The following is a 23,733-nucleotide window of genomic DNA, read 5'->3' on the forward strand; positions in this document are numbered from 1 at the left end:
AATCGTATCCTTATGCAGCAGAATCGCCATCCATAAGGGTACAATTAAGGGCAAATCGTATCCTTATGCAGCAGCATCACCATCCATAAGGGTACAATTAAGGGCTAGCAGCATAGTCTCCATAACTTATTCAGCCTGCACTGGCTGGGCATCCGGCACGAATGATTTTTTCACCCAAACTCGTGATTTCCAGCGCCACAGCATAAGCAGTCCGCGCAGCCATTCGTCCGCAATGAAGGCGATCCAAATGCCGACAAGTCCCATCTCAAGATATATCCCTAGGAAATAAGATAGTGTTACGCTTACTCCCCACATCGACAGGATTCCCATATAAACAGGGAATTTTACATCTCCGGCTGCCCTGAGTGAACTGATCAGTACAAGGTTAAAGGATCTGCCGGGTTCAAGGATGATTGTGAGTAAAATCAATGTGGTACCGACCTCAATGATGCTCATATTATCCGTGAAGATTCCGAGCAGGTCCTTCGAAAAGAAGGACACGGCCAACGCGGCAGCAATGGAAATTAAAATAGCCAGCTTTAAACTTTTTAATGCGCGCTTATACGCATTCTCGGTTTCTTTTGCGCCGACCATATGGCCAATCAAAATCTGAGTGCCCTGGCTGATCGCGATACTGAAAAGGAAAATGAACATCATGACATTTTGAGTATAAACTTTTGCGGTCAATGCCTGGGTTCCTAACGTAGCGATAAAATAGGTGATCACCATCTGGGAGCTATTGTAGCTCAAGTGCTCCCCAGCTGAAGGAATGCCGATATTAAGCAGATTTTTCAAATGTTTTTTTGGAAAACTGAACAGCAACGATATTGGCAATGAGCCAGGGACTCGCTTTGTCATCACATAAATAGCCGCCAGCAATCCGATGACCCGGCTGACAGTGGTTGAAATCGCCACACCCTCAACCCCAAGGACAGGGAAGCCGAACGGGCCGAAGATGAAGAAATAGTTGCCGATGACATTGAGTACATTCATGCCGATTGTGACATACATGATATCACGGGTAAATCCATAGCTGCGGATAATACTGCTGACTGTCATGATCAGCGACTGGATGAACGAAAAGCCGCCGACAATCCGCAGATACGAATTGGCTTCATCGAACAGTTCAGGAGGCAGATCCATTAATCGGAGCAGTTGCTCACTGAAAATGAACACGGCAGCGCTCAGAACCAGGCCAAATACAAGATTTGCCCCAATGGATACAGATGAAACTTCACGAGCCTCATCATTTCGTTCTGCCCCCAGGTTCTGTGCGACCAGGATGGCAGTCCCTGTCGCAATGAAGCCAAACATGACAATAACCATCGAGAGAATCTGATTGGAAACCCCGACAGCTGCCACGGAATTATCCGAATACTGGGACAGCATCAGCGTATCCGCATTCCCCATCAGCATATATAGGAGAATTTCAATAAAAAGTGGCCATGTAATGGCAAAGAGTGATAGTTTAGCAGTTTTATTCTTCATGTTTACATCTCCAAGCTGTCATTCAATTCCTTAATTATACAGACTATAGGGAGAAATAGAAGTGAAAAAGATTCGTTTTCCGAAAAAAATAATTGGAAAAGTATCGTATCTTAATTGAAATGGATGAAATGACATTAATAGTCTGAATGGACATACAAAGAACAAAGAGGAACCCCTTTCCCGGAAAGGAAAGGGGTTTGCGAGTTTTAAAATTTGAATAATGCAAATCCGTTTGCGCCAATCTTGGCTGTAAGATCATCGCTTTCAGCCGCATATTCTTCGCCAGTATAGATATTCGTGATTTTTTCCCCTTTTAAATTAAATGGCAGATGATAACTTGCTTCTTTATCGCTCATATTCACGACAACCATAATGGTTGTCTCGCCATTGGATTTTGTATAGGCAAAGCAGCTTTCATGGTAATCTGATGGAATGAAGTGAAGTTCACCTTCATTTGCCAGAAGCGGATACTCTTTGCGAAGCTGGATCATTTTTTGGATGTGTCCGAACATATCCTTGTTCTGATCTTCTTCGTTCCACTTCATGCATTCGCGGCAGCCTGGATCCTGCGGGCCGCTCATGCCAATTTCATCACCGTAATAGATACACGGTGTTCCAATGTATGAAAGCAGTACGGTGAAAATTTGTTTAACTTTGTCTTCGTCACCGCCACATTCGGTCAGGATTCTCGGTGTATCATGGCTGCCAACTAGATTGAAGGCAAATTCATTGACGTTCTTAGGATACATATGATTGACGGTTGTCATGTTTTCAATAAATTCTTTTACTGTAATGGAACCTTTGGCAAACAGGTTCAGGATATTAGTCGTGAACGGATAGTTCATGACAGCGTCGAACTGGTCGCCTCGCAGCCATGGCATTGAATCATGCCAAATTTCACCGAGAATATAGAGATCAGGCTTGATTGCTTTCACTTCAGAACGGAATTTTCTCCAGAAAGAGTGATCGACTTCATTGGCAACATCAAGTCTCCAGCCATCGATATCGAACTCGCGCACCCAATAGCGACCGACTTCAAGCAGATATTCAATCACTTCAGGATTTTCGGTATTCAGCTTCGGCATCGATTTTTCAAAAGCGAATGTGTCATAATTCGGCCTTGGCTCCATTACCAGCGGGAACTCATTAGTGTGGAACCAGTCCTTATAAGGAGATTCCTCGCCTTTTTCAAGTACATCCTGGAATTGAGGGAAGTAGAACCCACTGTGGTTGAAGACAGCATCCAGCATGACCTTGATCCCATGCTCATGGCATACCTGGACAAGCTTCTTCAATGTGTCTTTATCCCCGAATTGCGGGTCGATTTCCATGTAGTCAATCGTATCGTATTTATGATTGGAATATGCTTTGAAAATAGGCGTAAAATATATGCCTGTGATGCCAAGGTTGGCTAAATAATCGATATTGTTGATAACGCCTTGAAGGTCGCCGCCAAAGAAATTATCCCTCTCAGGAGGAGCACTGCCCCACGGCAAAGCACCTTCTGGATCATTTGATGGATCTCCGTTGCCAAAACGTTCAGGGAAAATCTGATACCAGACTGTATCTTTAACCCAAGATGGAGCACGGAACACGTCAATATTGTTAAGGTAAGGGAAGGCAAAATAATAGCCGGTATCATCCAAAGGAGGTTCATCGTAAAATCCTTTTTCAGTAAGACAAGCTGTTTCACTGCCATCATTTAAAATAAATCCGTAACGCATCCTGCGAAAAGGAGGTTTAATAGCAACAAACCAATAATCGAATAATTGATCCGTTCCGCTTTTAATCATCGGAACGATATTCGTCATCCATTTTCCATCCTGCCAGTCATATGGATCGCCATTCAAAAGGGAAACTTCTTTCATATCATCTTTTTTGGTGCGAATGCGAATATGTAATTCTTCATTAGTGCAAGCGTATGCATAATTGTCTTTAGGACGGTGGTATATCGCTTCTTTTAACAAGTGGAAACCATTCCTTTCATATTAAATTGCTGATATTGCGAAGTTCCAGAAAATTATAGAGTGAACTTATTAAATGAATGTTTTGCTCTATTTGATGAAATTTTAACGGAAAGAGCTGCAACATATCAAGATTAAAACAAGGGTAGAACACTCATTTTGAAATGTCAATCAATAAAAAGCTGATTCACAAAACTTTAATGATTTCAGCTGACTTTTAAAAAAAATAAAAAAATTAGTTGTCAAAAAGATTTAAGCCTTTATAATAAGAAGTAGGTTGTGCAATCGTTTTCATAGATTTGCAAACTAAATTACAAACGTTTGCACAGATTGGAAGACTACCTGCACAATGAAGAGTAATTACACATTTTTAGGAGGGGTATACACATGAAAAAGGCATTGTCGATTTTCATGATGCTGGTCTTAATGATTGGCGCACTTGCTGCTTGTGGACCTAAAGAAGAAGAAAACACAGGTTCAAAAGACAACGGTGAGAAAACAGAAGACGCTTCTAAACCAGAGAAGCTAGTAGTTTGGGAAGACAAAGATAAGTCTGGCTGGCTTACAAAAGTAGCTGAAGACTTCGAAAAAGAACACGGAATCAAAATCGATTTCAAAGAAGTAGAAATGGCTACAAAAATGAAAGAACAATTACGTCTTGACGGTCCTGCTGGAACTGGCCCGGACATCATCACTCTTCCACATGACCAAATCGGTGAACTTGCAGTTCAGGGTCACATTGCTGAACTTAATGTAAGCGATGACGTTAAGGGTACTTACTCTGAATCTTCAATCGATGCTCAAACTTTCGATGGTAAATTATACGGACTTCCAAAGTCTGCTGAAACTCCAGTGTTCATCTACAACAAAGCTCTTATGACTGAAGTTCCTGCTACAATGGAAGACCTTTACGAATTTGCAAAAGCTAACACTAAAGACGGCAAATACGGTTTCCTTGCACTTTGGGATAACTTCTACTTTGCACACGCTCCAATCGCTGGTAACGGCGGATATGTATTCGGTGAAAAAGACGGCGCTCTTAACCCGCAAGACCTTGGATTGAACAACGAAGGTGCTGTTGAAGGAACTGAATACATCCAGAAATGGTACACTGAAAAGTTATTCCCTAACGGAATCATCGGCGAAAACGGCGGTTCTGCTATGGACGGACTATTCAATGAAGGTAAGGTTGCTTCTGTCATGAACGGACCATGGGCGTTCGGCGGCATGAAAGATGCTGGCATCGATTTCGGTGTTGCTCCATTCCCTAAATTCGCTGATGGCACACCAATGAAGACTTTCATGGGTGTTAAAGGCTGGCACGTTTCTTCTTATTCTAAGAACCAGGAATGGGCTACAAAGTTCCTTGAGTACATCACTAATGACGAAAACGCTAAATACCGTTTCGAACAAACTGGTGAAGTTCCAACGAACGTAGCACTAGTTGACGATCCTGCTCTTGCTGAAAACGAAGGTGCGAAAGCTGTTGCCCTTCAAACTCAAGACGCAGTTCCAATGCCAAACATCCCTGAAATGGGTGAAGTTTGGGCACCAATGGCAAGCGCATTGCAAACTGTTGTAACAGGCAAAGCGGAACCACAAGCAGCTCTTGATTCAGCTGTAAAACAAATCGAGCAAAACATCAAGCAAAACCACTCAAAATAATAGGAAAAAGGTATAGCAGTACCTCCCTTGGGGGGTACTGTTATATTTTCCAGTAGTTTATTCCATTTTCTGTGTTTTCATAAACGGTATGTGAAAAGTCACAAAGTTTACGAAAACTGCAGTAAAAAAGTCTTTCATTGAGCAAACGGTTGCGCTAGAATAGAGATAGCTGATCAGGTGCTTCATGAGAGTGAAAACACGAAAAATCGTTACAATAATAGTGTTGTCTCGAGCAGGTATTCCATTACGGGAAACAATGTATTCGTTCTCATAAAGCATCTGATGCTTTTACCAAGGTCTCTTCGCAAGGATTACAGCTTTCGCCAATGCTTTGCCCATTCTCTATCAAACTCTATGAAAAGAAGCAGTTTGACACGGGAATGGTCCAGAGTAGGCATGAATAGCGGGTTACACGATGAGGTGCCTTAAAAAAACATAGAAAGAGAAAGGGGAATATAGGATGAAAGAGAAGTCCTATCAAACCAACCATCGCAGAATAGCAGCAGCCCTTTCGATTATTCCAGGGCTAGGACAGCTATACAACAAACAATATTTAAAAGGAATCGCATTCTTAATTTTGACCGGTGCATTCTTCGGAGTGTTCACAGACCTGCTCAACATGGGGTTATGGGGCCTGTTTACACTCGGAGAGCAGACGCCTCGTGACCACTCCATCTTCTTGATGGTTGAAGGGATCCTGGCACTGATTGTCCTGATCTTTGGAATCGGTTTCTATCTATTCAACTTAAATGATGCATATAAGACTGGCTTAAAAAGAGACATGGGAGAGCGTCTTAGCACTGTTAAGGAGCAATACAACAATTTAATTGATAATGGATTCCCATATTTGATCATGTCACCTGGATTCCTGCTATTGATTTTTGTTGTTGTATTCCCAATTCTATTCGTAGTTTTACTAGCTTTCACTAACTATGATCTGTACCATTCACCACCTGCAAAATTGGTTGACTGGGTCGGACTGAAAAACTTCTTCGATTTGTTCCAACTAGAATCTTGGCGTCAGACATTCTTCTCCGTACTTTCATGGACAATCATCTGGACATTCGTTGCAACTACTTTCCAGGTTGCATTGGGAATGTTCCTGGCGATTCTCGTAAACCAGAAGGATGTAAAAGGAAAGGCAATCATCCGTACAGTGTTCATTCTTCCTTGGGCAGTACCTGCATTCGTATCAATCCTTGTATTTGCTGGTATGTTCAACGAATCATTCGGTGCAATCAACCGTGATATTCTTGGTTTCTTTGGAATCGATCCTATTCCATGGATGACAGAAGCCATGTATACGAAAATCGCGTTGATCATGATTCAAACATGGCTTGGATTCCCGTTCATTTTCGCAATGGTAACCGGTGTCCTTCAATCCATTCCGGAAGAATTATACGAAGCAGCGACTGTGGATGGTGCGACAAACTTCCAGAAGTTCAAGAACATCACATTGCCGCTTGTGCTTTTCGCTACAGCGCCAATTCTGATTACGCAATACACGTTCAACTTCAATAACTTTAATATTATTTATCTCTTTAATGGCGGCGGACCTGCTGTGCCAGGCGCTAATGCCGGGGGCACAGATATCCTGATTTCGTGGATTTACAGCCTCACGATGACATCTGCACAATATTCCAAAGCTGCTGCCATCACCATGCTCCTTTCCTTGATCGTTATTGGAGTTGCTTTATGGCAGTTTAAGAGAACGAAATCATTCCAAGAAGAGGATATGATGTAATATGAGTATCAAACGACAGAAATATCTCAGACTGACATTAACGTATCTTGTGATTTTAGCTATGTTCGCGATCATTATTTACCCGCTGCTATGGATTGTCGGTTCATCATTCAATCCAGGTCAGAGCTTATCCGGTTCAAGCATCATTCCGGAAAATGCTACGCTTGCTCACTATAAGGAGCTTTTCGATACTAACCAAAGCGCGTACTTATACTGGTACTGGAATTCGCTTAAGGTAAGTGTATTGACAATGGTGTTTACAGTCATCCTTGTCAGCCTGACTGCGTATTCCTTTTCACGCTATCGTTTCATCGGCCGTAAAAACAGCTTGATGACATTCCTGATCCTGCAGATGATTCCAAACTTTGCAGCCCTGATCGCGATTTTCATCCTAGCATTATTGACTGGGTTACTTGACACTCATCTTGGCTTGATCCTTGTATATGTTGGGGGCGCAATCCCGATGAATACTTGGTTAATGAAGGGATATCTTGATACGATTCCGAAAGAACTCGATGAATCAGCTAAAATGGACGGTGCCGGCCACTTGAGGATTTTCTTCCAGATCGTCATGCCGCTTGCGACACCGATCATCGCGGTTGTAGCATTGTTCGCGTTCATTGCTCCATTCGGTGATTTTATCCTTGCAAGAATCCTTTTAAGAACAGAAGAAAAATACACACTTGCTGTTGGTCTATACGATATGGTAGCCAAACAGTTCGGTGCAGAATTCACGACGTTCGCTGCGGGTGCAGTATTGATTGCGGTACCGATTGCCATCCTGTTCCTGTCATTCCAAAAATACTTTGTTTCTGGTTTGACGGCAGGAGGAACAAAAGGATAATCTATTAGGGCAGAAACATTTTAAGCAAAGGCCATATTTGGCCTTTGCTTAAATTATGAGGAGGACCGGAGATGAAAAAAATGATCATCTTCATCTTGATTCCGTTTCTTCTTTTTAGCTCCCTCCCGGTAGGTGCCGCTGAAAAAGAAGGACGCAAATGGCAGGATGAAACAATTTACTTTTTAATGGTTGACCGTTTTAACAACGGTGACAATAGCAATGATTTCGATGTTGATGCGAATGACCCAAGGGCCTATCATGGAGGCGATTTCCAGGGTGTTATCGACCAGCTGGATTATATTAAGGATATGGGTTTTACCGCTATCTGGCTGACACCTGTGTTCGATAATGTCGATAAAGGATATCATGGATACTGGATCAAAGACTTCTATAATACAGAAGAGCATTTTGGAAGCGTTGACAAATTCAAAGAGCTGGTAAAAGAAGCACATGATCGTGACATTAAGATCATTTTGGATTTTGTCGTCAACCATGTTGCTCCTGAACACGAGTGGGTAAATGATCCTGCTAAGAAGGATTGGTTCCATGAAAAGCAGGAAATTTTTGACTGGAATGATCAAGACCAGCTGGAGAATAACTGGCTTTATGGATTGCCGGATTTAGCCCAGGAAAATCCGGAGACAAAGAAATATTTGCTGGATGCCGCTAAATGGTGGATTGAAGAAACGGATATCGACGGCTACAGACTCGATACTGTCCGCCATGTCCCGGTTGAGTTCTGGGAGGATTTTTCAAAAGAAGTGAAAAGTGTAAAAGATGACTTTTATCTGATTGGCGAGGTATGGTCTGAGGACCCAAATTATATTGCTGAATATGATAGAGCGGGAATCGATGGCTTTGTTGATTTTCCATTGAATGAGCAGCTGCGCATTGCATTCGAAAAGCCTGACCAAACTTTGGACTGGCTTTTAACAACTGCGAAGAGAAATAAAGCGATATACGAAAACCCTGAGTTGATGGGTAATTTTATCGACAACCATGATATGGTCAGGTTCACAAGGAAAGCCGTCCAGAACAGGCACCATCCAGGAACGAGATGGAAGATGGCGCTGACCTATATGTATACTGCTCCAGGAATTCCGATTGTCTATTATGGAAGTGAAATCGCCCTAGACGGTGGAGAAGACCCGGATAACCGCAGGCAGATGAGCTTCAGGGCGGATAAAGAATTAATTGATTACATCACGAAAATTGGTGAGCTGCGCAATGACCTTCCTTCATTGAGGAGAGGCGATTTGGAAGTTCTTTATGAAAAGAAAGGAATGGCTGTTTTCAAAAGGACCTATGAGAATGAAACTGCCGTCATTGCGATTAATAATACTTCAAATACCCAGAATGTCACATTGACAGCGGATCAGCTGGAAGATGGCAAAGAGCTGAGAGGCTTGCTTGCGAATGATCTTGTCAGAAGCAAGGATGGAGAATATAACCTGGCTATGGATCGGGAAAAAGCAGAAATTTATGTTCTTGCAGAAAAAACCGGTTTGAATATTCCTTATTTACTGGCAATGGGTGCTGTATACGCTGCTTTCTTCGGCTTCATTTTCCTTCTATTTAAGAGGAGGAAGAGAAACAAAGAGCAAGGAGAATAGCCCAACACTTGCCTGTACTGTTGTTTAATGGACGCTTAAAAAAATAAGCAAAAAACCTGGACAATTCATTTATAATAAAGATAAGGGAATTGCTCTGGCAAAAGGGAGGGGAACTTTATGGCTGTCACAATCAAAGATGTAGCAAAGGTTGCAAATGTCGCGCCTTCAACTGTCTCGCGTGTTATCGCCAATAGTCCAAGAATCAGCGAAAAAACGAAAGAAAGAGTCAGGGAGGTAATGGACCAGCTAGGGTATCACCCGAACTTCATCGCCAGAAGCCTGGCCAGCCAATCTACTCGGGCAATCGGTCTGGTCATGCCAAGTTCTACTGATGTCGTATTCCAGAACCCGTTTTTTCCAACTGTCTTGACAGGATTGAGCGAAGGGGCGCATACGAAGCAGTACGCCCTTCACATGACAACTGGAAAGACAGAGGATGAAATTTTCGATGGTGTTGTCGCAATGGTTCAGGGCGGCAGAGTAGATGGTGTGGTTCTTTTATATTCCAAGGTGGAAGACAGGGTCATCGCGTATCTGAAGGAAAGAAATTTTCCTTTTGTTGTGATCGGCAAACCTTTTAAAGATGATGAAAATACTAGTTATGTCGATAATGATAATTTTAAAGCCGGCAAAGAAGTGACCGAACATCTTATCCAGCTTGGACATGACCGGATTGGTTTTATCGGGGGAAATTTGGATTTAGTCGTAACGGTTGAACGCCTGCTTGGCTATGAAAAGGCTTTGAGAAACTCTGGGATTAATCTTGAAAATAAGTACATTGTCAATGATGAGTTCCTTCGGGAAAGCGGCCAGGATGCTGTTGAGGTTTTGCTTTCGTTAGATCAGCCGCCTACCGCAATGGTAGTCGCCGATGACTTAATGGCACTTGGCGTATTGAATAAGATGGATGAAATGGGAATCGCGGTACCACAGGATGTTTCCATTGTCAGCTTTAACAATGTGCTCATTGCTGAAATGGCAAGACCGCCTTTAACTTCTGTTGATATTAACATTTTCGAATTGGGCTACCAGGCTGCAAAAAGTTTGATTGAGATTATAGAAAATCCTAATGAGCCAATCAAACGGATTATCGTACCGTTCAAAATAGTTACACGTTACTCTTGCGGTCATCCTAAGGATTACAAAGAGTTACCTGTGTAAGCCCATTGAAACAAAATGAACTGCACCCCGATGCTGGAGGTGCAGTTTTTTGGTTCTATCCATTCACAATTGTGCCGCCATTCACGTGGATTGTCTGTCCGCTTACATAAGTAGAGTCGTCGCTTGCCAGATAGACATAGGCAGGTGCCAATTCAAATGGCTGGCCGGCATGTCCCATTGGAGCGTTTGTGCCGAACTTCGCGACTTCCTCGGCACCAAAGGTAGAAGGAATGAGCGGAGTCCAGATTGGGCCGGGAGCTACACTATTGACACGAATGCCCTGTGACGCAAGGGACATGGCTAGAGAACGCGTAAATGAAACAATCGCCCCTTTGGTTGAAGAGTAGTCGATTAGCTTCTCATTACCCTTGTATGCGGTAATAGAGGAGGTATTTATGATTGTACTGCCCTTTTTTAAATGCGGCAAAACAGCCTTTGTCAGGTGGAAAATAGAAAATACATTCGTGCGGAACGTCTTCTCCAACTGGTCTGCTGAGATATCGAGCAGACTTTTTTGCGGGTGCTGTTCTGCTGCGTTATTGACCAGGATATCAATTTTACCAAACTCATCAAGCGTTTTCTTTGTCACTTCCTCACAGAAATGCTCTCTGCCGATATCACCAGCTAGCAGCAGGCATTTCCGGCCTTCAGCTTCAACTAGCTCCTTTGTCGTTTGCGCATCCTTGCTTTCTTCAAGGTAGACAATCGCTACATCGGCGCCTTCTTTTGCATAATAGATAGCTACAGATTTGCCGATACCGCTGTCGCCTCCTGTAATAAGGGCAACTTTACCAGCAAGTTTTTCAGATCCTTTATAATTTTCATCGACAGATTTAGGTTCAGGATTCATTTCCGGCTCAGTGCCAGGCTGGTGGTCTTGATGCTGCGGTGGAAAACCCTGTTTATTATTTTCATTAGTCATAAATCAAATCACTCCTTTAGTATAATCACCATTTATTAAATTCCTTTAAAATCCAGATTAAAAACATGGAAATTACTTCATGACGGACAAAAAGAGGGAGGGTGAGATGATATCTGTCCGTCATGAGGGGGATGACGGACAAAAAAAGGGGGGATGACCAGAATTCTGTCCGTCATGAGGGCGATGACGGACAAAAATAGGTGGACAGATTTCAGAGTGTTATAAATTGCATTAACGGAAAGTAAAGAGAGGAATCCCCAGTTTATATGTGTCAAAAAACGGCCCCCTTAATAGGGAGCCGCTTAATTTCTTTACTGAAGTTTATTTTTAAAGATTGAATAAGTCTTATAACCGCCTGTCAGGTTCTTGACCTTGAAGCCGTTTTGCTGAAGGATACGGGAAGCTAGGTAACCTCTCAATCCAACCTGGCAAGTGATCAGGATGGTTTCATCCTTTGGAAGCTCACCAAGACGATTGCGCAAATCATCAAGCGGAATATTTTTTGAGCCTTCAATTTTGCCATCTGCATGCTCTTTTTCAGTACGCACGTCAATCATGAACGCACCGTCCTGGAGCAATTCGTCAACTTCATAGTGCTGGACCGTTTCGATTGTTCCATCGACAATATTGGAAGCTACGTAACCAGCCATATTCACTGGATCTTTTGCAGAAGAGAATGGTGGTGCGTATGCAAGCTCAAGCTCCTGAAGGTCATAGACGCTCAATCCGCCCTTGATAGCCGTTGCGATAACATCAATACGCTTATCAACGCCATCTTTACCGACTGCCTGTGCACCAAAGATCTTGCCAGTCTCTCTGTCGAAAATAACTTTAAGAGAGATTTGCTCTGCGCCAGGGTAGTAACCAGCGTGAGATAGTGGATGGATATGGACTACCTCATATGGAATGCCCAGTCTGCGCAATAGCTTTTCGCTGTTGCCAGTCGTTGCAGCAGTCAATTCAAATACTTTAACGATTGAAGTGCCCAGTGTACCTGGATATGCGATTTTACGCCCATTGATATGATGGCCGACAATGTGTGCCTGGCGGTTTGCCGGCCATGCCAGTGGAATCATTGTTGGCTGTCCATTGATATAGTCAGTAACCTCGATCGCATCTCCCATTGCATAGATTGATTCATCAGATGTCTGCAGGTATTCATTTACCTTGATACCGCCGCGTTCTCCAAGCTCAAGGCCAGAGTCAGCTGCAAGCTTGTTTTCTGGACGGACACCAATTGACAGAATGATCAACTCGGAATCAAGGACCTTGCCGCTTTCAAGAACAACTTTTGTGCCATTCTCTTGAACATCAGTTATACCGTCACCGAGAATCAGCTCAACACCATTCTTTCTCAACTCATCTTCAACGATTGCTGCCATTTCTGGATCAACCGGACCCATAACCTGTGGCAATTTCTCGACTAGAGTGACATTGACTCCAGCGTGTACCAGGTTTTCAGCCATTTCAAGACCGATGAAGCCTCCGCCGATTACGACTGCATTATTCGGATTGTTATCTTCAAGATACGCCTTGATTTTATCCATATCCGGGATATTTCTAAGCGTAAATACATTTGCGCTCTTCAAGCCTTCAATAGGAGGAACGATTGGTTTCGCTCCTGGTGATAAAACCAGTACGTCATAGCTTTCTGTGTATTCTTCACCAGTTTGAACATGTTTGATAGATACAGTTTTGTCTTCACGATTGATTGAAGTCACTTCAGAGAAATTGCGGATATCCAGGTTATAACGTGCATTCATGCCTTCAACAGTTTGCAAGAGCAATTTTTTGCGGTCTTCAATAACGCCGCTGATATGATAAGGCAGGCCGCAGTTTGCGAAAGAAATGAACTCTCCTCTTTCAAAAAGAACTATTTCAGCTTGTTCATCAAGTCTTCTTAGTTTAGTCGCTGTAGTTGCTCCACCTGCTACGCCGCCAACGATTACGATTTTTTTACCCATTGTATTGTCATCCTTTCGGTTGAAAAAATATGTGTTTTATACCCCTAATGGTATATTAACGTGAAAATAGGGGAAATCCAATAGTACTTTGTGAAGGATTTGTGAATGTTTTATCAAATTAAGTATCCCTGACCGACTAATGTCACATCTAAGACCAATACATTCATTTTATCGTGTAAATAGGATAATACCATGGGCGGTTTGTGAACCATTCATGACTTTTAGATAAATAAAAGCGGACAATGCTGCCATAGTCCGCTTTTTATCCAACAATATTAAGTTTTAGCACTTTTTTAACGATAATTCACGAATTGAACATCTACAGTAAGATCTGCTTCTTTGACAGCAGCGATGATTTTTTGAAGATCATCACGGTTTTTGCCTGTGACGCGTACCTGGTCATCCTGTACCTGGCTCTTTATCTTCAAGCCGCTGTTCTTGATGATTGTATTGATCTTCTTCGCGTTCTCTTTATCGATTCCCTGGACCAGTTTGGCTCTTTGTCGGACAGTTCCTCCTGATGCACGCTCGACTTTCCCGTAGTCCAGATTTTTTATAGGAATGCCGCGTTTGATCATCTTGCTGAATAGTACATCCTTCAGCTGGTCAAGCTTATATTCATCATCGGAAATGAGGACAAGTTCTTCTTTATCAAGTGATATATCACTTTTACTGCCCTTAAAATCGTAGCGGTTCTGGATTTCTTTCATTGCTATGCTGATTGCATTCGTGACTTCTGACAATTCAACCTTGGATACAATATCAAATGAGCTCTCTTTAGACATGATTACCTCCGGAATAAGGAAAATTTGCTGCGCCGGGGGACAATGGCTGTCCAGGCGCTTTCGCTTTTGCTTACATTATAGTAAAATATAGCAGTTCAAACAACTTTACGTAATTTAGAGCTCTGGTTCTTTGGGTAAAATGTTAATAACAAGGCAGGAGGGATTATATGTCCTTGAACGAATATACAGGTCAGACTTTGGAACTGACCGTAGCGAGAATTGTTGATTTTGGTTACTTTTTAACGGACGGGGAAGAAGACGTGCTGCTTCATTCAAATGATACTGACAGGTCATTTGAAGAAGGAGACAAAGTAGAGGTCTTTTTATTTGTGGAATCAAGAGGCAGACTGGCTGCGACCACAACGATACCAAAAGTACAGGTAGGTCAATATAATTGGGTACCGGTCGTTGATGTCAAAGAAGGGGTTGGCATATTCCTAGATATTGGCATAAGCAAGGATGTCTTGCTCGGTGAGGAAGATTTGCCAGTAGTAAAATCAGTCTGGCCGGAAAAAGGAGACTTGCTTTATATCACGCTTCGAGTTAATCGCAACAATATGATTTACGCACGTATGGCGACCGATCCTGTCATTCAGGAAATTTCTGAAAAGGCTACTAGAAGCGACTTTAATAAGAATGTCCATGGCTATGTATACCGCACGGCAAGGGTGGGCAGCTGGATGATCACTGCTGAAGGATTCAAAGGCTTCATCCATGAATCACAGCGCCGCACTGAGCCGCGTATTGGCCAGAAAGTAGAGGGAAGGATCATCGATGTAAAACCGGATGGATCTGTCAATATCTCGCTTTTGCCGCGCAAGCAGGAAGCCTTGGATGAAGACGCTGAGAAAATCATGGAATATCTGGAGCTGCGTAATGGCGCAATGCCGTACCATGACAAGAGCATGGCCGAGGACATCCAGGAACGCTTCGGGATGAGCAAAGGCTCCTTCAAGAGGGCGATGGGAAGGCTTATGAAGGAAGGAAAGATCTATCAGGAAGACAATTGGACATATAAAAAAGAAAAATAGAGCCGGTCGGCTCTATTTTTTTCATTATGGAATTCAATTAAATAGTTAGTTCAATTTTTTATTAAAGATGATCTGTTTTCTTGGAGTATTGATTCTTGCCTGCTTTCCGGTTCTTTTCACGCATCATATTTTTTTCGTGGCGAAGGGCATTGTTGTCCTTTGCTTTTTTATCATTATCAGATGTATGTGGCATATAAAAAACTCCTTTCAGGTTAGGTGCATTTTATTTTCCCTAAAACCCGAAAGGAGTATGTAAATTATGAAGACAGTTTATTTAAGAAGAAAATAGCAATCGTACCTGGCCCTGTATGGGAACCGACCGCTGCACCAATCGAAGTGATGAAAACATCCTTTGCATTTAGCTCTTCATGAATCATATTCTTCATCTCGGTAGCTGTTTCTAAATCATCCGCATGGCTGATGCCGACGACTTGGTTTTCAAAAGCCACTCCGCGTTCCTTCATTACTTCAATGATTCTCCGAAGAAGCTTTTTCTTTCCGCGGATTTTTTCAATTGGAACCAATTTCCCATCCTCCACATTAAGCAGTGGCTTGATATTCAAAAGGCCTCCGACGAAAGCTGAAGCTTTAGATACGCGTCCCCCTTTAGCAAGATGGTCAAGGTCATCAACAGTAAATAGATGCTCCATATGCTCGCTTAGGAAATGGACGGCTTCCACGATTTCATCCTTTGAAAAATTCTCCTTCGCCATACGTGCTGCTTCCATAACAACCAGCCCCTGTCCAAGTGAGGCACATTTTGTATCGATGATCGACAAGTTGAAGTCTGGATACTCTTCCTTTACCTGCTCGGCAATCATGACGGCTGTCTGATATGTTCCTGACAATTGTGAAGAGAAAGCTATGTATATTCCATCCTGTTTGTTCTCGGCCAATTCCGTAAAAACTTCTTTAAAACCAGCAGGAGATGCCTGAGAGGTTTTTGGAAGGTTGCCAGCGCGGATTTGATCGTACACTTGCTTTGGCTGGATTGTTCGCAGGTCCTCATATTCAGTGTCATTAATATGGACCTTCAACGGGAATAGTATTGCATCATTTTCTTCATAAAAACTCAATGGCAAATCACATGCACTGTCAGCCATGATTTTTACTGACATCACTTTCACCTGCTTTCAACCTTTTTATGTTAATAGTTTATAGGGAATATGGGAAAAAGACAATTAAATATAGTGATTTTCGGCAAAATAGGGGTACAGGAAGAATAGAAAAGAATAAGGGGGATTTACATGGTCTGGTTGGAAACAAAAAAAATCATCATCGTGGTGATCGGGGCATTCTTGAATGCTTTGTCACTGAATTTCTTTTTAATCCCGGCAAATGTTTATGCAAGCGGCTTTACCGGGATTGCCCAGCTCGTTTCGAGCATACTTGGTGCATTCGCGCCATTTAATATTTCTACCGGAATTCTTCTATTGTTATTGAATATTCCGGTAACAATCCTTGGCTGGATGAAGGTGGGGAAATCATTTACACTTTATAGTTTTATCTCCGTGCTGCTTTCATCATTCTTCCTTGAAATCATTCCGGTAAAAGAAGTATCGAGTGATATTCTGCTGAATGCCGTTTTTGGGGGAGTCATTGCGGCACTTGGTGTAGGGCTTACCTTGAAGTGGGGTGCTTCTACTGGCGGCATGGATATCATTGCGATGGTACTGTCCCGGATGAATGATCGGCCGGTTGGTACATATTTCTTTACATTGAATGGCATCATTATTATGACAGCTGGCTTTGTATTTGGCTGGGAGAACGCTCTTTATACTCTTGTCGCTCTGTATGTTTCCACAAGGTTAATTGATGCCATCCATACACGGCATGAGAAATTGACGGCGATGATAGTCACTAAGAAATCAGATGAATTAAAGAAGGCCATCCATGACAAACTTGTACGTGGTATCACGCTGCTGCCAGCAAAGGGAGCTTTTTCAGGAGAACAGAAGGAAATGCTCATTATTGTCGTCACAAGGTATGAATTGTATGACCTGGAACACATTATTAAGGAAGTAGATCCACATGCATTTACCAATATTGTTGAGACTGCAGGGATCTTCGGTTTTTTCCGAAGGGAGTAACCACAGAAACGGAGGTACTGTTAATGAGGAAGGTCGGTTTGATGATTATCTTACTTTTGATAGCGGTCGCACCTGCCTTGGCGATTGGGGAAGAAAAACAGTCACCAGTAAATCTCGAATACAGTTTTTACATTGACCCCATAGCTGGTCCAGAAAAAGCCGAATTTGAGATTGTCCTGCAAAACCAGGGCAGTACAGAGTTATCGTTTGAATTCCCAACCTCTCAAAAATACGAAATTACCGTTCTGGATGCCAATAAGAAAAAGGTATATCAGTATTCGGAAGGAAAGTCCTTTGCACAGGCTTTTGAAACCCTGACCTTGAAACCGCAGGAAAAAATGAAGTGGGTGGAAAAATGGGATTATACGAGTGCAGGTAAAAGATTCCCAGAAGGAGAATACACTGTCACTGCACAGTTAAAAGCAACCAGCGTCAATGGAAAACCAGTTGGTGACAAAAAGCTGCTTACAGATACGAAAACAATGTATATTCCTGCGGAGAATCCCGTTTTTAAAGGCGTTGTTTCAGAGGGCGGCAAGGGGAATTATAAAATAATGGGTGACGCCAGGCCAATCAATGGGAAGTTTTATTATACAGTTGAAGATGGTCATAACCAGCTGATTGCCGAAACAGAAGTGGTCCCTGATGCAAAATACCCGCATTGGAAGCCTTTCACACTGGAGGTTTCCATACCTGAAAGCAAGCTTCCGCAAAATGGATCAGTCATTCTCAATCTGTATGAACGCAGCAAGGATGGGGAAATCATTCATACTTATCCAGTGCTGCTCGAAAGATTTAATCCAAATAACTAAAAAGCAAAAGCTGGCGGAATCCCCGCCAGCTTTTGCTTTACTTACTTTCAATTGAATTCAGCTCGTCCTGAAATGACCGAAGCTGCTCCTTTTCAGCCATTGTCGTATTGGCATAGGCTGATGACAGAGCATTTTTAGCAGTGCTGATGGCTGCAGACTGTTCCGCAGTCTCCGCAGTCTTAGCTAATTGGACAGCCTTCCTTGCTTCCTGAAACAGCCTGTTTCCCATTTAAATTCCTCCTAAAGAGGACTCTCTGACATTTGCCATCTTTTGAGCTTCAGCCTCGGCATACGTGGTGTGGTAAGGGATCCTTTCATCATGCTTGGAGACAGTATCTACCCCTTGCTGTACAAAACGCTTGGATTTATTGCTTTTACCCATCGTTTTACCCCTCCATCTACGAGCGAATTTGAAACAGGCTGGTACGCTGCTTCGCTTATAGTATGCTCTTTTGGTATGAAAACAAACGGTTGTAATGCAAGTTGCCGGATTATCCTGTGTAATCACCTGACCAACGCGGAAATGTCGCTAAAATCAATAGGAACTTCCCCGAACAACAGCAATAATCATGCCTTCATCCCAAAATTATAGTTTATAGAAGGGAGAAACCCATCAATTATAAAGGGAAATGGTAACTGGAAAAATTATTCTCCTAATGAAACCAGGGAATTGCCCGATCATCGGGTGTAATCTCCTAATTAAGCGGGGAAATCTCCTGAAAAATAACTGGAATTACCCGAACATCAACAATAATTATGCCGTCATCCAAATTCAGGGAATTGTACCGATTATAAAGGGTAAAAACAAACAAATAACGGTCAAACGCAGCCAGCAACAAGCGAAAGATGTCCGATAGAATTTTTCTACCGGACATCTTGGGTGTATCTTATAGAGCTTTTAAATTAAGCAAATCATTCAAATAGACGCCAATGCCGTCTTCTTCGTTTGTCAATGTCATGTCATTCGCGATGTTTTTCACTTCGTCAACCGCATTGCCCATTGCGATTCCGCGTCCAGCGTATTCAAGCATTTCCAAATCGTTATCTTCGTCGCCGAATGCAATAATGCGATCTGCAGGGATTTGGAAATAATCAGATGCTTTCTTTAAGCCAACTGCTTTGTTCAATCCGCTTTTGACGATTTCGACGACGTGGAACGGAGCAGCCCAGCTTCTGTGGTCGATTACTTCGGCGTGAACCTCAGAAAGGTGCTTACGGATTTTACGTACGTCCTCTTCATCAGAGTGGATCAGCATGCTGGTTGGTGAGGCCTTCAAATACCTTCTCAAATCCCCTGTTGTGATATTCGGATTTCCCATATTAAAAATGTCCATCAGTTTTTCATCATGATAGTGGACATATACATCGTCGATTACTTCGGCAATGATATTGTGGAATTTAAAATCATCAAGTGCCTCTACAATATCTTTGGCCACATCGATTGAAAGCGGAGAATGATGGACTCCCCAGCTGTTATCGAGCGGGTGATGGATAAACGCGCCATTGAAGTTGACGATTGGCGTATCAAGGGCAAGTTCATGGTAATACATCTCGCTGGATCGGAATGGTCTTCCTGTCGCGATCATGACAACATGCCCTGCTTCCCGTGCTTTTTTAATCACGTGTTTGTTTTTTTCAGAAATCGTTTTATCATCTGTCAGTAATGTTCCGTCAAGATCTAATGCAATTAAATGTTTTTCAGCCATAAATACTCCTTTTTAAATCTAATATTTTTCTTAGTGTCTCAATACCGCGCTTGTCGGGGCTGAGCAAGGCGCTTACGCTTTTCATATTGTCCAGCTCCAGCGCCTAGCCCCTCGAGTCGCTTCGGTCCGCCCAATGAAGTCAAAGAACGACTTCACTGGTCGGCCCTCCAGCGCTTGTCGGGGCTGAGCAAGGCGCTTACGCTTTTCATATTGTCCAGCTGCGGCTCCTAACTCCTCGAGACGTTTCGGTCATGCCAATGAAGTCAAAGAGCGACTTCACTGTCAGGCCCTCCAACGCTTGTCGGAGTTGGGCAGTCGCCTCCGCTTTTCTATTAATATGCGTATGATTGGCTCTTTTTTCGCAAGAGTTCTACAATACATATATTGGTTGCTGGTTAATTGGTCTTATAACCACTATGGTAACCATTTTACATATAAATTGTAAAAAAATCATTTTAGATACTTAAAAGAGCGGTAAATTTAATGTCCGCTTTCTTCAGGAGGGTCAATCATTGATTTTAGTCGAAAAGAAAACCATTCAACATATTCCCGTTCTCCATATCGTAAAACAAAAACAATTTAAGGAGAGAATGCCTTTGATTGTTTTTTTGCATGGGTTTACGAGCACGAAGGAACGAAACATGCATTATGCTTATCTTTTTGCGGAAAAAGGATTCAGGGTCATCATGCCTGAGGCGAAATATCATGGAACACGGAGCGAAGGGATGTCGCAGACCGAGCTTGGCTTCCGTTTCTGGGACATCGTAATCACATCGATCGAAGAACTTTCGACTATTAAACAGGAGTTGGTTGAAGAAGGACTGGTGGATGCAGCGAGAATCGGTGTTGCGGGTACATCGATGGGAGGCATCACGACACTCGGCGCAATGGCAAAGTATGAGTGGATAAAAGCTGGTGTCAGCTTGATGGGGAATCCTTCATTTGAGCAGTTCGCGATATGGCAGCTGAACGAAATGGAAAAAAGGAATGTTCAGGTTGGGTTATCACAGGAAGAAATATCAGGTTTGCTGAATCAGCTTAAACAGTATGACCTGAGCCTGCAGCCTGAAAAATTAAATCATCGTCCATTGCTATTCTGGCACGGAAAATTAGATCCGGTTGTACCATATCAAGCTGCTTATCATTTTTACGAGCAAAACAGGAAAAGCTATAAGGAAGCAGAAGGAAAGTTTGAATTCATTACAGACGAAAATGCAGGACATAATGTGTCAAATGCGGGTGTGGAGGCAACGGCAAATTGGTTTGAAAAGCATATTTGATGCCTTTCCGCTTTAAATGCTTATAAATCATTGTTATGATAGTAATAGGTTACAGCAATAAAAAAGGAGTGTTCACCGATGGATGAAGAATTAAAAGATAGCATTATGGGTGCGCTTGAGATGGTCGTTGACCCTGAACTTGGCGTCGATATCGTTAATTTAGGGCTTGTATATGATGTTGATTTGAACGAGGAAGGACTTGCGACAGTGACAATGACGTTGACGTCTATGGGCTGCCCGCTTGCAGGCACGATCGTTGAGCAGGTAAAACTGGCTCTTGCCGACCTTCCTGAAGTAAAAGATACTGAAGTAAATATCGTTTTCAACCCGCCATGGTCAAAAGACATGATGTCCCGTTATGCAAAAATCGCCCTAGGCGTTAGGGATTAAGTTATAAGGATAAAGCAGCAGGAACTCTCCTGCTGCTTTTTTTATGGCTGTCTGGCATGGAATTTATTATTTGTACAAATCTCATTCCGATAGTACAGGACACAAAATTGTCATACAAAATAGCAATTACGGGTTCATTTATGTGAGTTAGTTCACTTAATCATGTTGGAAACACTTATATACTTCTTTTATAGGGAAGTACTTAAGGAGGCGCCAATGATGTTCGATAGAGATTTTAACAAAGACCCATTCATTGTTATTTGGGAACTTACCAGAGCCTGCCAATTAAAATGCCTGCACTGCCGTGCGGAAGCACAATATAGACGAGATCCGCGTGAATTGTCTTTTGAAGAAGGTAAAACGCTGATTGACCAAATATATGAGATGAATAATCCGATGCTTGTGTTCACGGGTGGAGACCCATTGATGAGGGAAGACGTTTTTGATATCGCAGAGTATGCGGTGAAAAAAGGTGTCCGTGTTTCGATGACACCAAGTGCGACACCAAATGTAACGAAAGAAGCGATTGAAAAGGCGAAGTCAGTTGGATTGTCCCGCTGGGCTTTCAGCATTGACGGACCAACGGCTGAAGTCCATGACCACTTCAGGGGAACAGCAGGCTCTTTTGATTTGACGATGGAAAGAATCAAGTATTTGCATGAACTGGAAATCCCGATTCAAATCAATACTGTCATTTCACGATATAATATTGAGTATTTGGATGAAATGGCTAAAATGGTCGAAGATTTAGATTGTGTCCTTTGGAGTGTGTTTTTCCTGGTTCCAACAGGACGCGGACAGGAAAAGGACATGATCTCTCCTGTGGAGCATGAGAAAGTCTTCACCTGGCTGTATGATTTAAGCAAAAGGGTTAAGTTCGATATTAAAACAACTGCTGCCCAACATTATCGCCGGGTTGTCATCCAGCAAAAAATGCGGGAAGCAAAGGATCATACAGACGAAATTGATTACTTGACTGCACTGACAAAGGAAGGACTGACAGGGTCTATCGACGGCCTTGGCCGCGCGCCAAAAGGGGTCAACGATGGCAATGGGTTCGTGTTCATTTCCCACGTTGGAGATGTATACCCAAGCGGGCTGCTGCCTGTGAAAGCAGGGAACGTAAGGGAACAGCCCCTTGCTGAAATTTACAGGGATTCGCCAGTCTTCAAATCATTGAGGAATCCTGATGAGTACAAAGGAAAATGCGGAGTGTGCGAATTCAGGCATGTATGCGGGGGTTCACGCTCAAGAGCATACGCGATGACCGGTGATTACCTGGAGAGCGAGCCATTCTGTGTTTACATCCCTAAAGCGTTGAGAAAGCAAAAGCAGGAGAGCTGATAAAGCTCTCCTGGGGAACTTTAAAAAAAAGCGAGTGATGCCAGATGAAAGGCATTCACTCGCTTTTTTATATTAATCAATGGAACAAAAAACTGCCGGGCAGTTTTCACAGCCGATTTCCTGGCGTAAATAATCTACATCATGTACGAGGATTTTCCCTTTTTTAATTGAAATGATTCCTTCTCGCTTCAGGTCGTTCAAGATCCGGTTTGTGCTTTCGCGGGAAGTTCCGCAGAAATTGGCCAGCTCCTGGTTAGTCAGCGGCAGGTCGATCAAAATGCCGGTATCTTTCTGGACACCATAGCTGTTAGTCATCCGGATCAAGGTAGAGAATAATGCTCCTTTTTTCCCGTTAAGAACCAGGTCGCGGAATTTAGTCTGGGTTTTACGGAAATGATCGCTCATCCACTTCATGAATTCAAAGGCAAGTGATGGATTGTGGAAAATCTCCTTTTCGATCACATCTTTTCTGATTGCTGCGATTTTCGCATCTTCCAGGATTAGCGCACTCAAGAGATACTTAGGTGCATCAGTAAAAAGTGTCAACTCTCCGCAAATATCGTTTTCTCCGCAAATTCTTAAGGCAAGCTCGCGGCCATCCTGGGTGACTTTGCTGATTTGGACCTTGCCGCCCAGGATCAAATAAAGCTCCTCTGCCTCCATGCCCTCCTGAAACAGATATGATCCTTTTTGTACATGGATGGTCCGGTCGGCAAACTGGAGTAATTCTTTAATTTCAATTGAATGAGTCGCTTTAGTTGTGTTTGGCATGGTCATCACCCTTTTTTTGATTTTAAAAAGCATAGATCTCACTTTGAGAATTGTCTAGCTCCTGCGCTTTTCTTTTTTTCCGTGGCTTCTCTTTATTGACCCAATAATAACATCGGGATAGTGTTAACTAAATGATGATTAAGGAAATGTCAAAATCTC

22 protein-coding genes are annotated in these 23,733 nt (G+C 42.7%); 11 read left to right on the forward strand and 11 right to left on the reverse strand.

Translation table 11 applies throughout. The features are described 5' to 3' along the window. Window positions 1–126: 126 nt before the first annotated feature. Both J7E37_RS14345 and J7E37_RS14350 read right to left on the reverse strand, forming a co-directional pair. Complete coding sequence (locus tag J7E37_RS14345) at window positions 127–1,488, reverse strand: MATE family efflux transporter (protein WP_215024650.1); 1,362 nt, start codon at window positions 1,486–1,488, stop codon at window positions 127–129. A 206-nt stretch (window positions 1,489–1,694) separates the two neighbouring features. Continuing rightward, the gene (locus J7E37_RS14350; protein WP_215024652.1) at window positions 1,695–3,455 is read right to left on the reverse strand and encodes an alpha-glycosidase; all 1,761 of its coding nucleotides are present in this window, start codon (window positions 3,453–3,455) and stop codon (window positions 1,695–1,697) included. A 384-nt stretch (window positions 3,456–3,839) separates the two neighbouring features. On the opposite strand from J7E37_RS14350, the gene J7E37_RS14355 reads away from it, so the two are divergent. From J7E37_RS14355 to J7E37_RS14375, 5 genes are all read left to right on the forward strand, one after another. Next, window positions 3,840–5,117: a sugar ABC transporter substrate-binding protein gene (locus J7E37_RS14355; protein WP_215024654.1), complete on the forward strand. Its 1,278-nt coding sequence runs from the start codon at window positions 3,840–3,842 to the stop codon at window positions 5,115–5,117. Window positions 5,118–5,577: 460 nt separating this feature from the next. Continuing rightward, entirely contained in the window at window positions 5,578–6,861 is a 1,284-nt protein-coding gene (locus J7E37_RS14360) for a carbohydrate ABC transporter permease (RefSeq protein WP_215024656.1), read from the forward strand. Between the two features lies 1 nt (window position 6,862). Beyond that, window positions 6,863–7,705, forward strand: coding sequence for a sugar ABC transporter permease (locus tag J7E37_RS14365; RefSeq protein ID WP_214776625.1), 843 nt, complete (start codon window positions 6,863–6,865; stop codon window positions 7,703–7,705). 71 nt (window positions 7,706–7,776) lie between these two features. Next, window positions 7,777–9,318 (forward strand): alpha-amylase family glycosyl hydrolase, encoded by a 1,542-nt coding sequence (locus tag J7E37_RS14370; RefSeq protein ID WP_215024658.1) that lies wholly within the window; start codon window positions 7,777–7,779, stop codon window positions 9,316–9,318. Window positions 9,319–9,435: 117 nt separating this feature from the next. Next, complete coding sequence (locus tag J7E37_RS14375; RefSeq protein WP_214776623.1) at window positions 9,436–10,479, forward strand: LacI family DNA-binding transcriptional regulator; 1,044 nt, start codon at window positions 9,436–9,438, stop codon at window positions 10,477–10,479. Window positions 10,480–10,534: 55 nt separating this feature from the next. On the opposite strand, the gene J7E37_RS14380 is transcribed toward J7E37_RS14375, so the two are convergent. From J7E37_RS14380 to J7E37_RS14390, 3 genes are all read right to left on the reverse strand, one after another. Beyond that, window positions 10,535–11,401, reverse strand: a complete 867-nt coding sequence (locus J7E37_RS14380; RefSeq protein ID WP_215024661.1) for an SDR family oxidoreductase — start codon at window positions 11,399–11,401, stop codon at window positions 10,535–10,537. A gap of 311 nt (window positions 11,402–11,712) precedes the next feature. Further along, window positions 11,713–13,365 carry a CoA-disulfide reductase gene (locus J7E37_RS14385; RefSeq protein ID WP_215024663.1) on the reverse strand — a complete coding sequence of 551 codons (1,653 nt, stop codon included), beginning with the start codon at window positions 13,363–13,365 and terminating at the stop codon, window positions 11,713–11,715. 293 nt (window positions 13,366–13,658) lie between these two features. Next, a complete protein-coding gene (locus tag J7E37_RS14390; RefSeq protein ID WP_214776620.1) occupies window positions 13,659–14,150 on the reverse strand; it encodes a YajQ family cyclic di-GMP-binding protein in 492 nt (163 codons plus the stop codon). A 167-nt stretch (window positions 14,151–14,317) separates the two neighbouring features. On the opposite strand from J7E37_RS14390, the gene J7E37_RS14395 reads away from it, so the two are divergent. Next, window positions 14,318–15,181, forward strand: coding sequence for a CvfB family protein (locus tag J7E37_RS14395; protein WP_215024665.1), 864 nt, complete (start codon window positions 14,318–14,320; stop codon window positions 15,179–15,181). A 61-nt stretch (window positions 15,182–15,242) separates the two neighbouring features. Here the strand turns inward: J7E37_RS14395 and J7E37_RS14400 are convergent, their stop codons facing one another. Together J7E37_RS14400 and J7E37_RS14405 are read right to left on the reverse strand one after the other, a co-directional pair. Continuing rightward, window positions 15,243–15,374, reverse strand: coding sequence for a DUF3941 domain-containing protein (locus tag J7E37_RS14400; protein ID WP_071976845.1), 132 nt, complete (start codon window positions 15,372–15,374; stop codon window positions 15,243–15,245). A gap of 64 nt (window positions 15,375–15,438) precedes the next feature. After that, the gene (locus J7E37_RS14405) at window positions 15,439–16,299 is read right to left on the reverse strand and encodes a DegV family protein (protein ID WP_215024667.1); all 861 of its coding nucleotides are present in this window, start codon (window positions 16,297–16,299) and stop codon (window positions 15,439–15,441) included. A 129-nt stretch (window positions 16,300–16,428) separates the two neighbouring features. Between J7E37_RS14405 and J7E37_RS14410 the strand changes: the two genes are divergently transcribed. Together J7E37_RS14410 and J7E37_RS14415 are read left to right on the forward strand one after the other, a co-directional pair. Then, complete coding sequence (locus J7E37_RS14410; protein WP_214776617.1) at window positions 16,429–17,271, forward strand: YitT family protein; 843 nt, start codon at window positions 16,429–16,431, stop codon at window positions 17,269–17,271. A gap of 23 nt (window positions 17,272–17,294) precedes the next feature. After that, a complete protein-coding gene (locus J7E37_RS14415) occupies window positions 17,295–18,083 on the forward strand; it encodes a BsuPI-related putative proteinase inhibitor (protein WP_215024669.1) in 789 nt (262 codons plus the stop codon). A gap of 37 nt (window positions 18,084–18,120) precedes the next feature. Here J7E37_RS14415 and J7E37_RS14420 read toward each other — a convergent pair whose 3' ends face one another. From J7E37_RS14420 to J7E37_RS14430, 3 genes are all read right to left on the reverse strand, one after another. Further along, window positions 18,121–18,312, reverse strand: coding sequence for a DUF3813 domain-containing protein (locus J7E37_RS14420; protein WP_215024671.1), 192 nt, complete (start codon window positions 18,310–18,312; stop codon window positions 18,121–18,123). Then, window positions 18,313–18,465, reverse strand: coding sequence for a hypothetical protein (locus J7E37_RS14425; protein ID WP_167832158.1), 153 nt, complete (start codon window positions 18,463–18,465; stop codon window positions 18,313–18,315). A 505-nt stretch (window positions 18,466–18,970) separates the two neighbouring features. Beyond that, window positions 18,971–19,789: a Cof-type HAD-IIB family hydrolase gene (locus J7E37_RS14430; RefSeq protein ID WP_214776613.1), complete on the reverse strand. Its 819-nt coding sequence runs from the start codon at window positions 19,787–19,789 to the stop codon at window positions 18,971–18,973. Between the two features lie 512 nt (window positions 19,790–20,301). Between J7E37_RS14430 and yjfP the strand changes: the two genes are divergently transcribed. The 3 genes from yjfP to J7E37_RS14445 all read left to right on the forward strand — a co-directional run bounded on the left by yjfP (window position 20,302) and on the right by J7E37_RS14445 (window position 22,803). Continuing rightward, window positions 20,302–21,069: an esterase gene (gene yjfP, locus J7E37_RS14435; RefSeq protein WP_215024673.1), complete on the forward strand. Its 768-nt coding sequence runs from the start codon at window positions 20,302–20,304 to the stop codon at window positions 21,067–21,069. Between the two features lie 78 nt (window positions 21,070–21,147). Further along, entirely contained in the window at window positions 21,148–21,459 is a 312-nt protein-coding gene (locus tag J7E37_RS14440) for a metal-sulfur cluster assembly factor (RefSeq protein WP_167832161.1), read from the forward strand. A gap of 219 nt (window positions 21,460–21,678) precedes the next feature. Next, entirely contained in the window at window positions 21,679–22,803 is a 1,125-nt protein-coding gene (locus tag J7E37_RS14445) for a TIGR04053 family radical SAM/SPASM domain-containing protein (protein ID WP_215024793.1), read from the forward strand. Window positions 22,804–22,875: 72 nt separating this feature from the next. Here the strand turns inward: J7E37_RS14445 and J7E37_RS14450 are convergent, their stop codons facing one another. Then, entirely contained in the window at window positions 22,876–23,574 is a 699-nt protein-coding gene (locus tag J7E37_RS14450) for a Crp/Fnr family transcriptional regulator (RefSeq protein ID WP_214776610.1), read from the reverse strand. Window positions 23,575–23,733 lie beyond the last annotated feature (159 nt).

Origin of the sequence: Bacillus sp. ISL-39 (assembly GCF_018613295.1) — a bacterium.
Lineage (GTDB): Bacteria > Bacillota > Bacilli > Bacillales > Cytobacillaceae > Mesobacillus.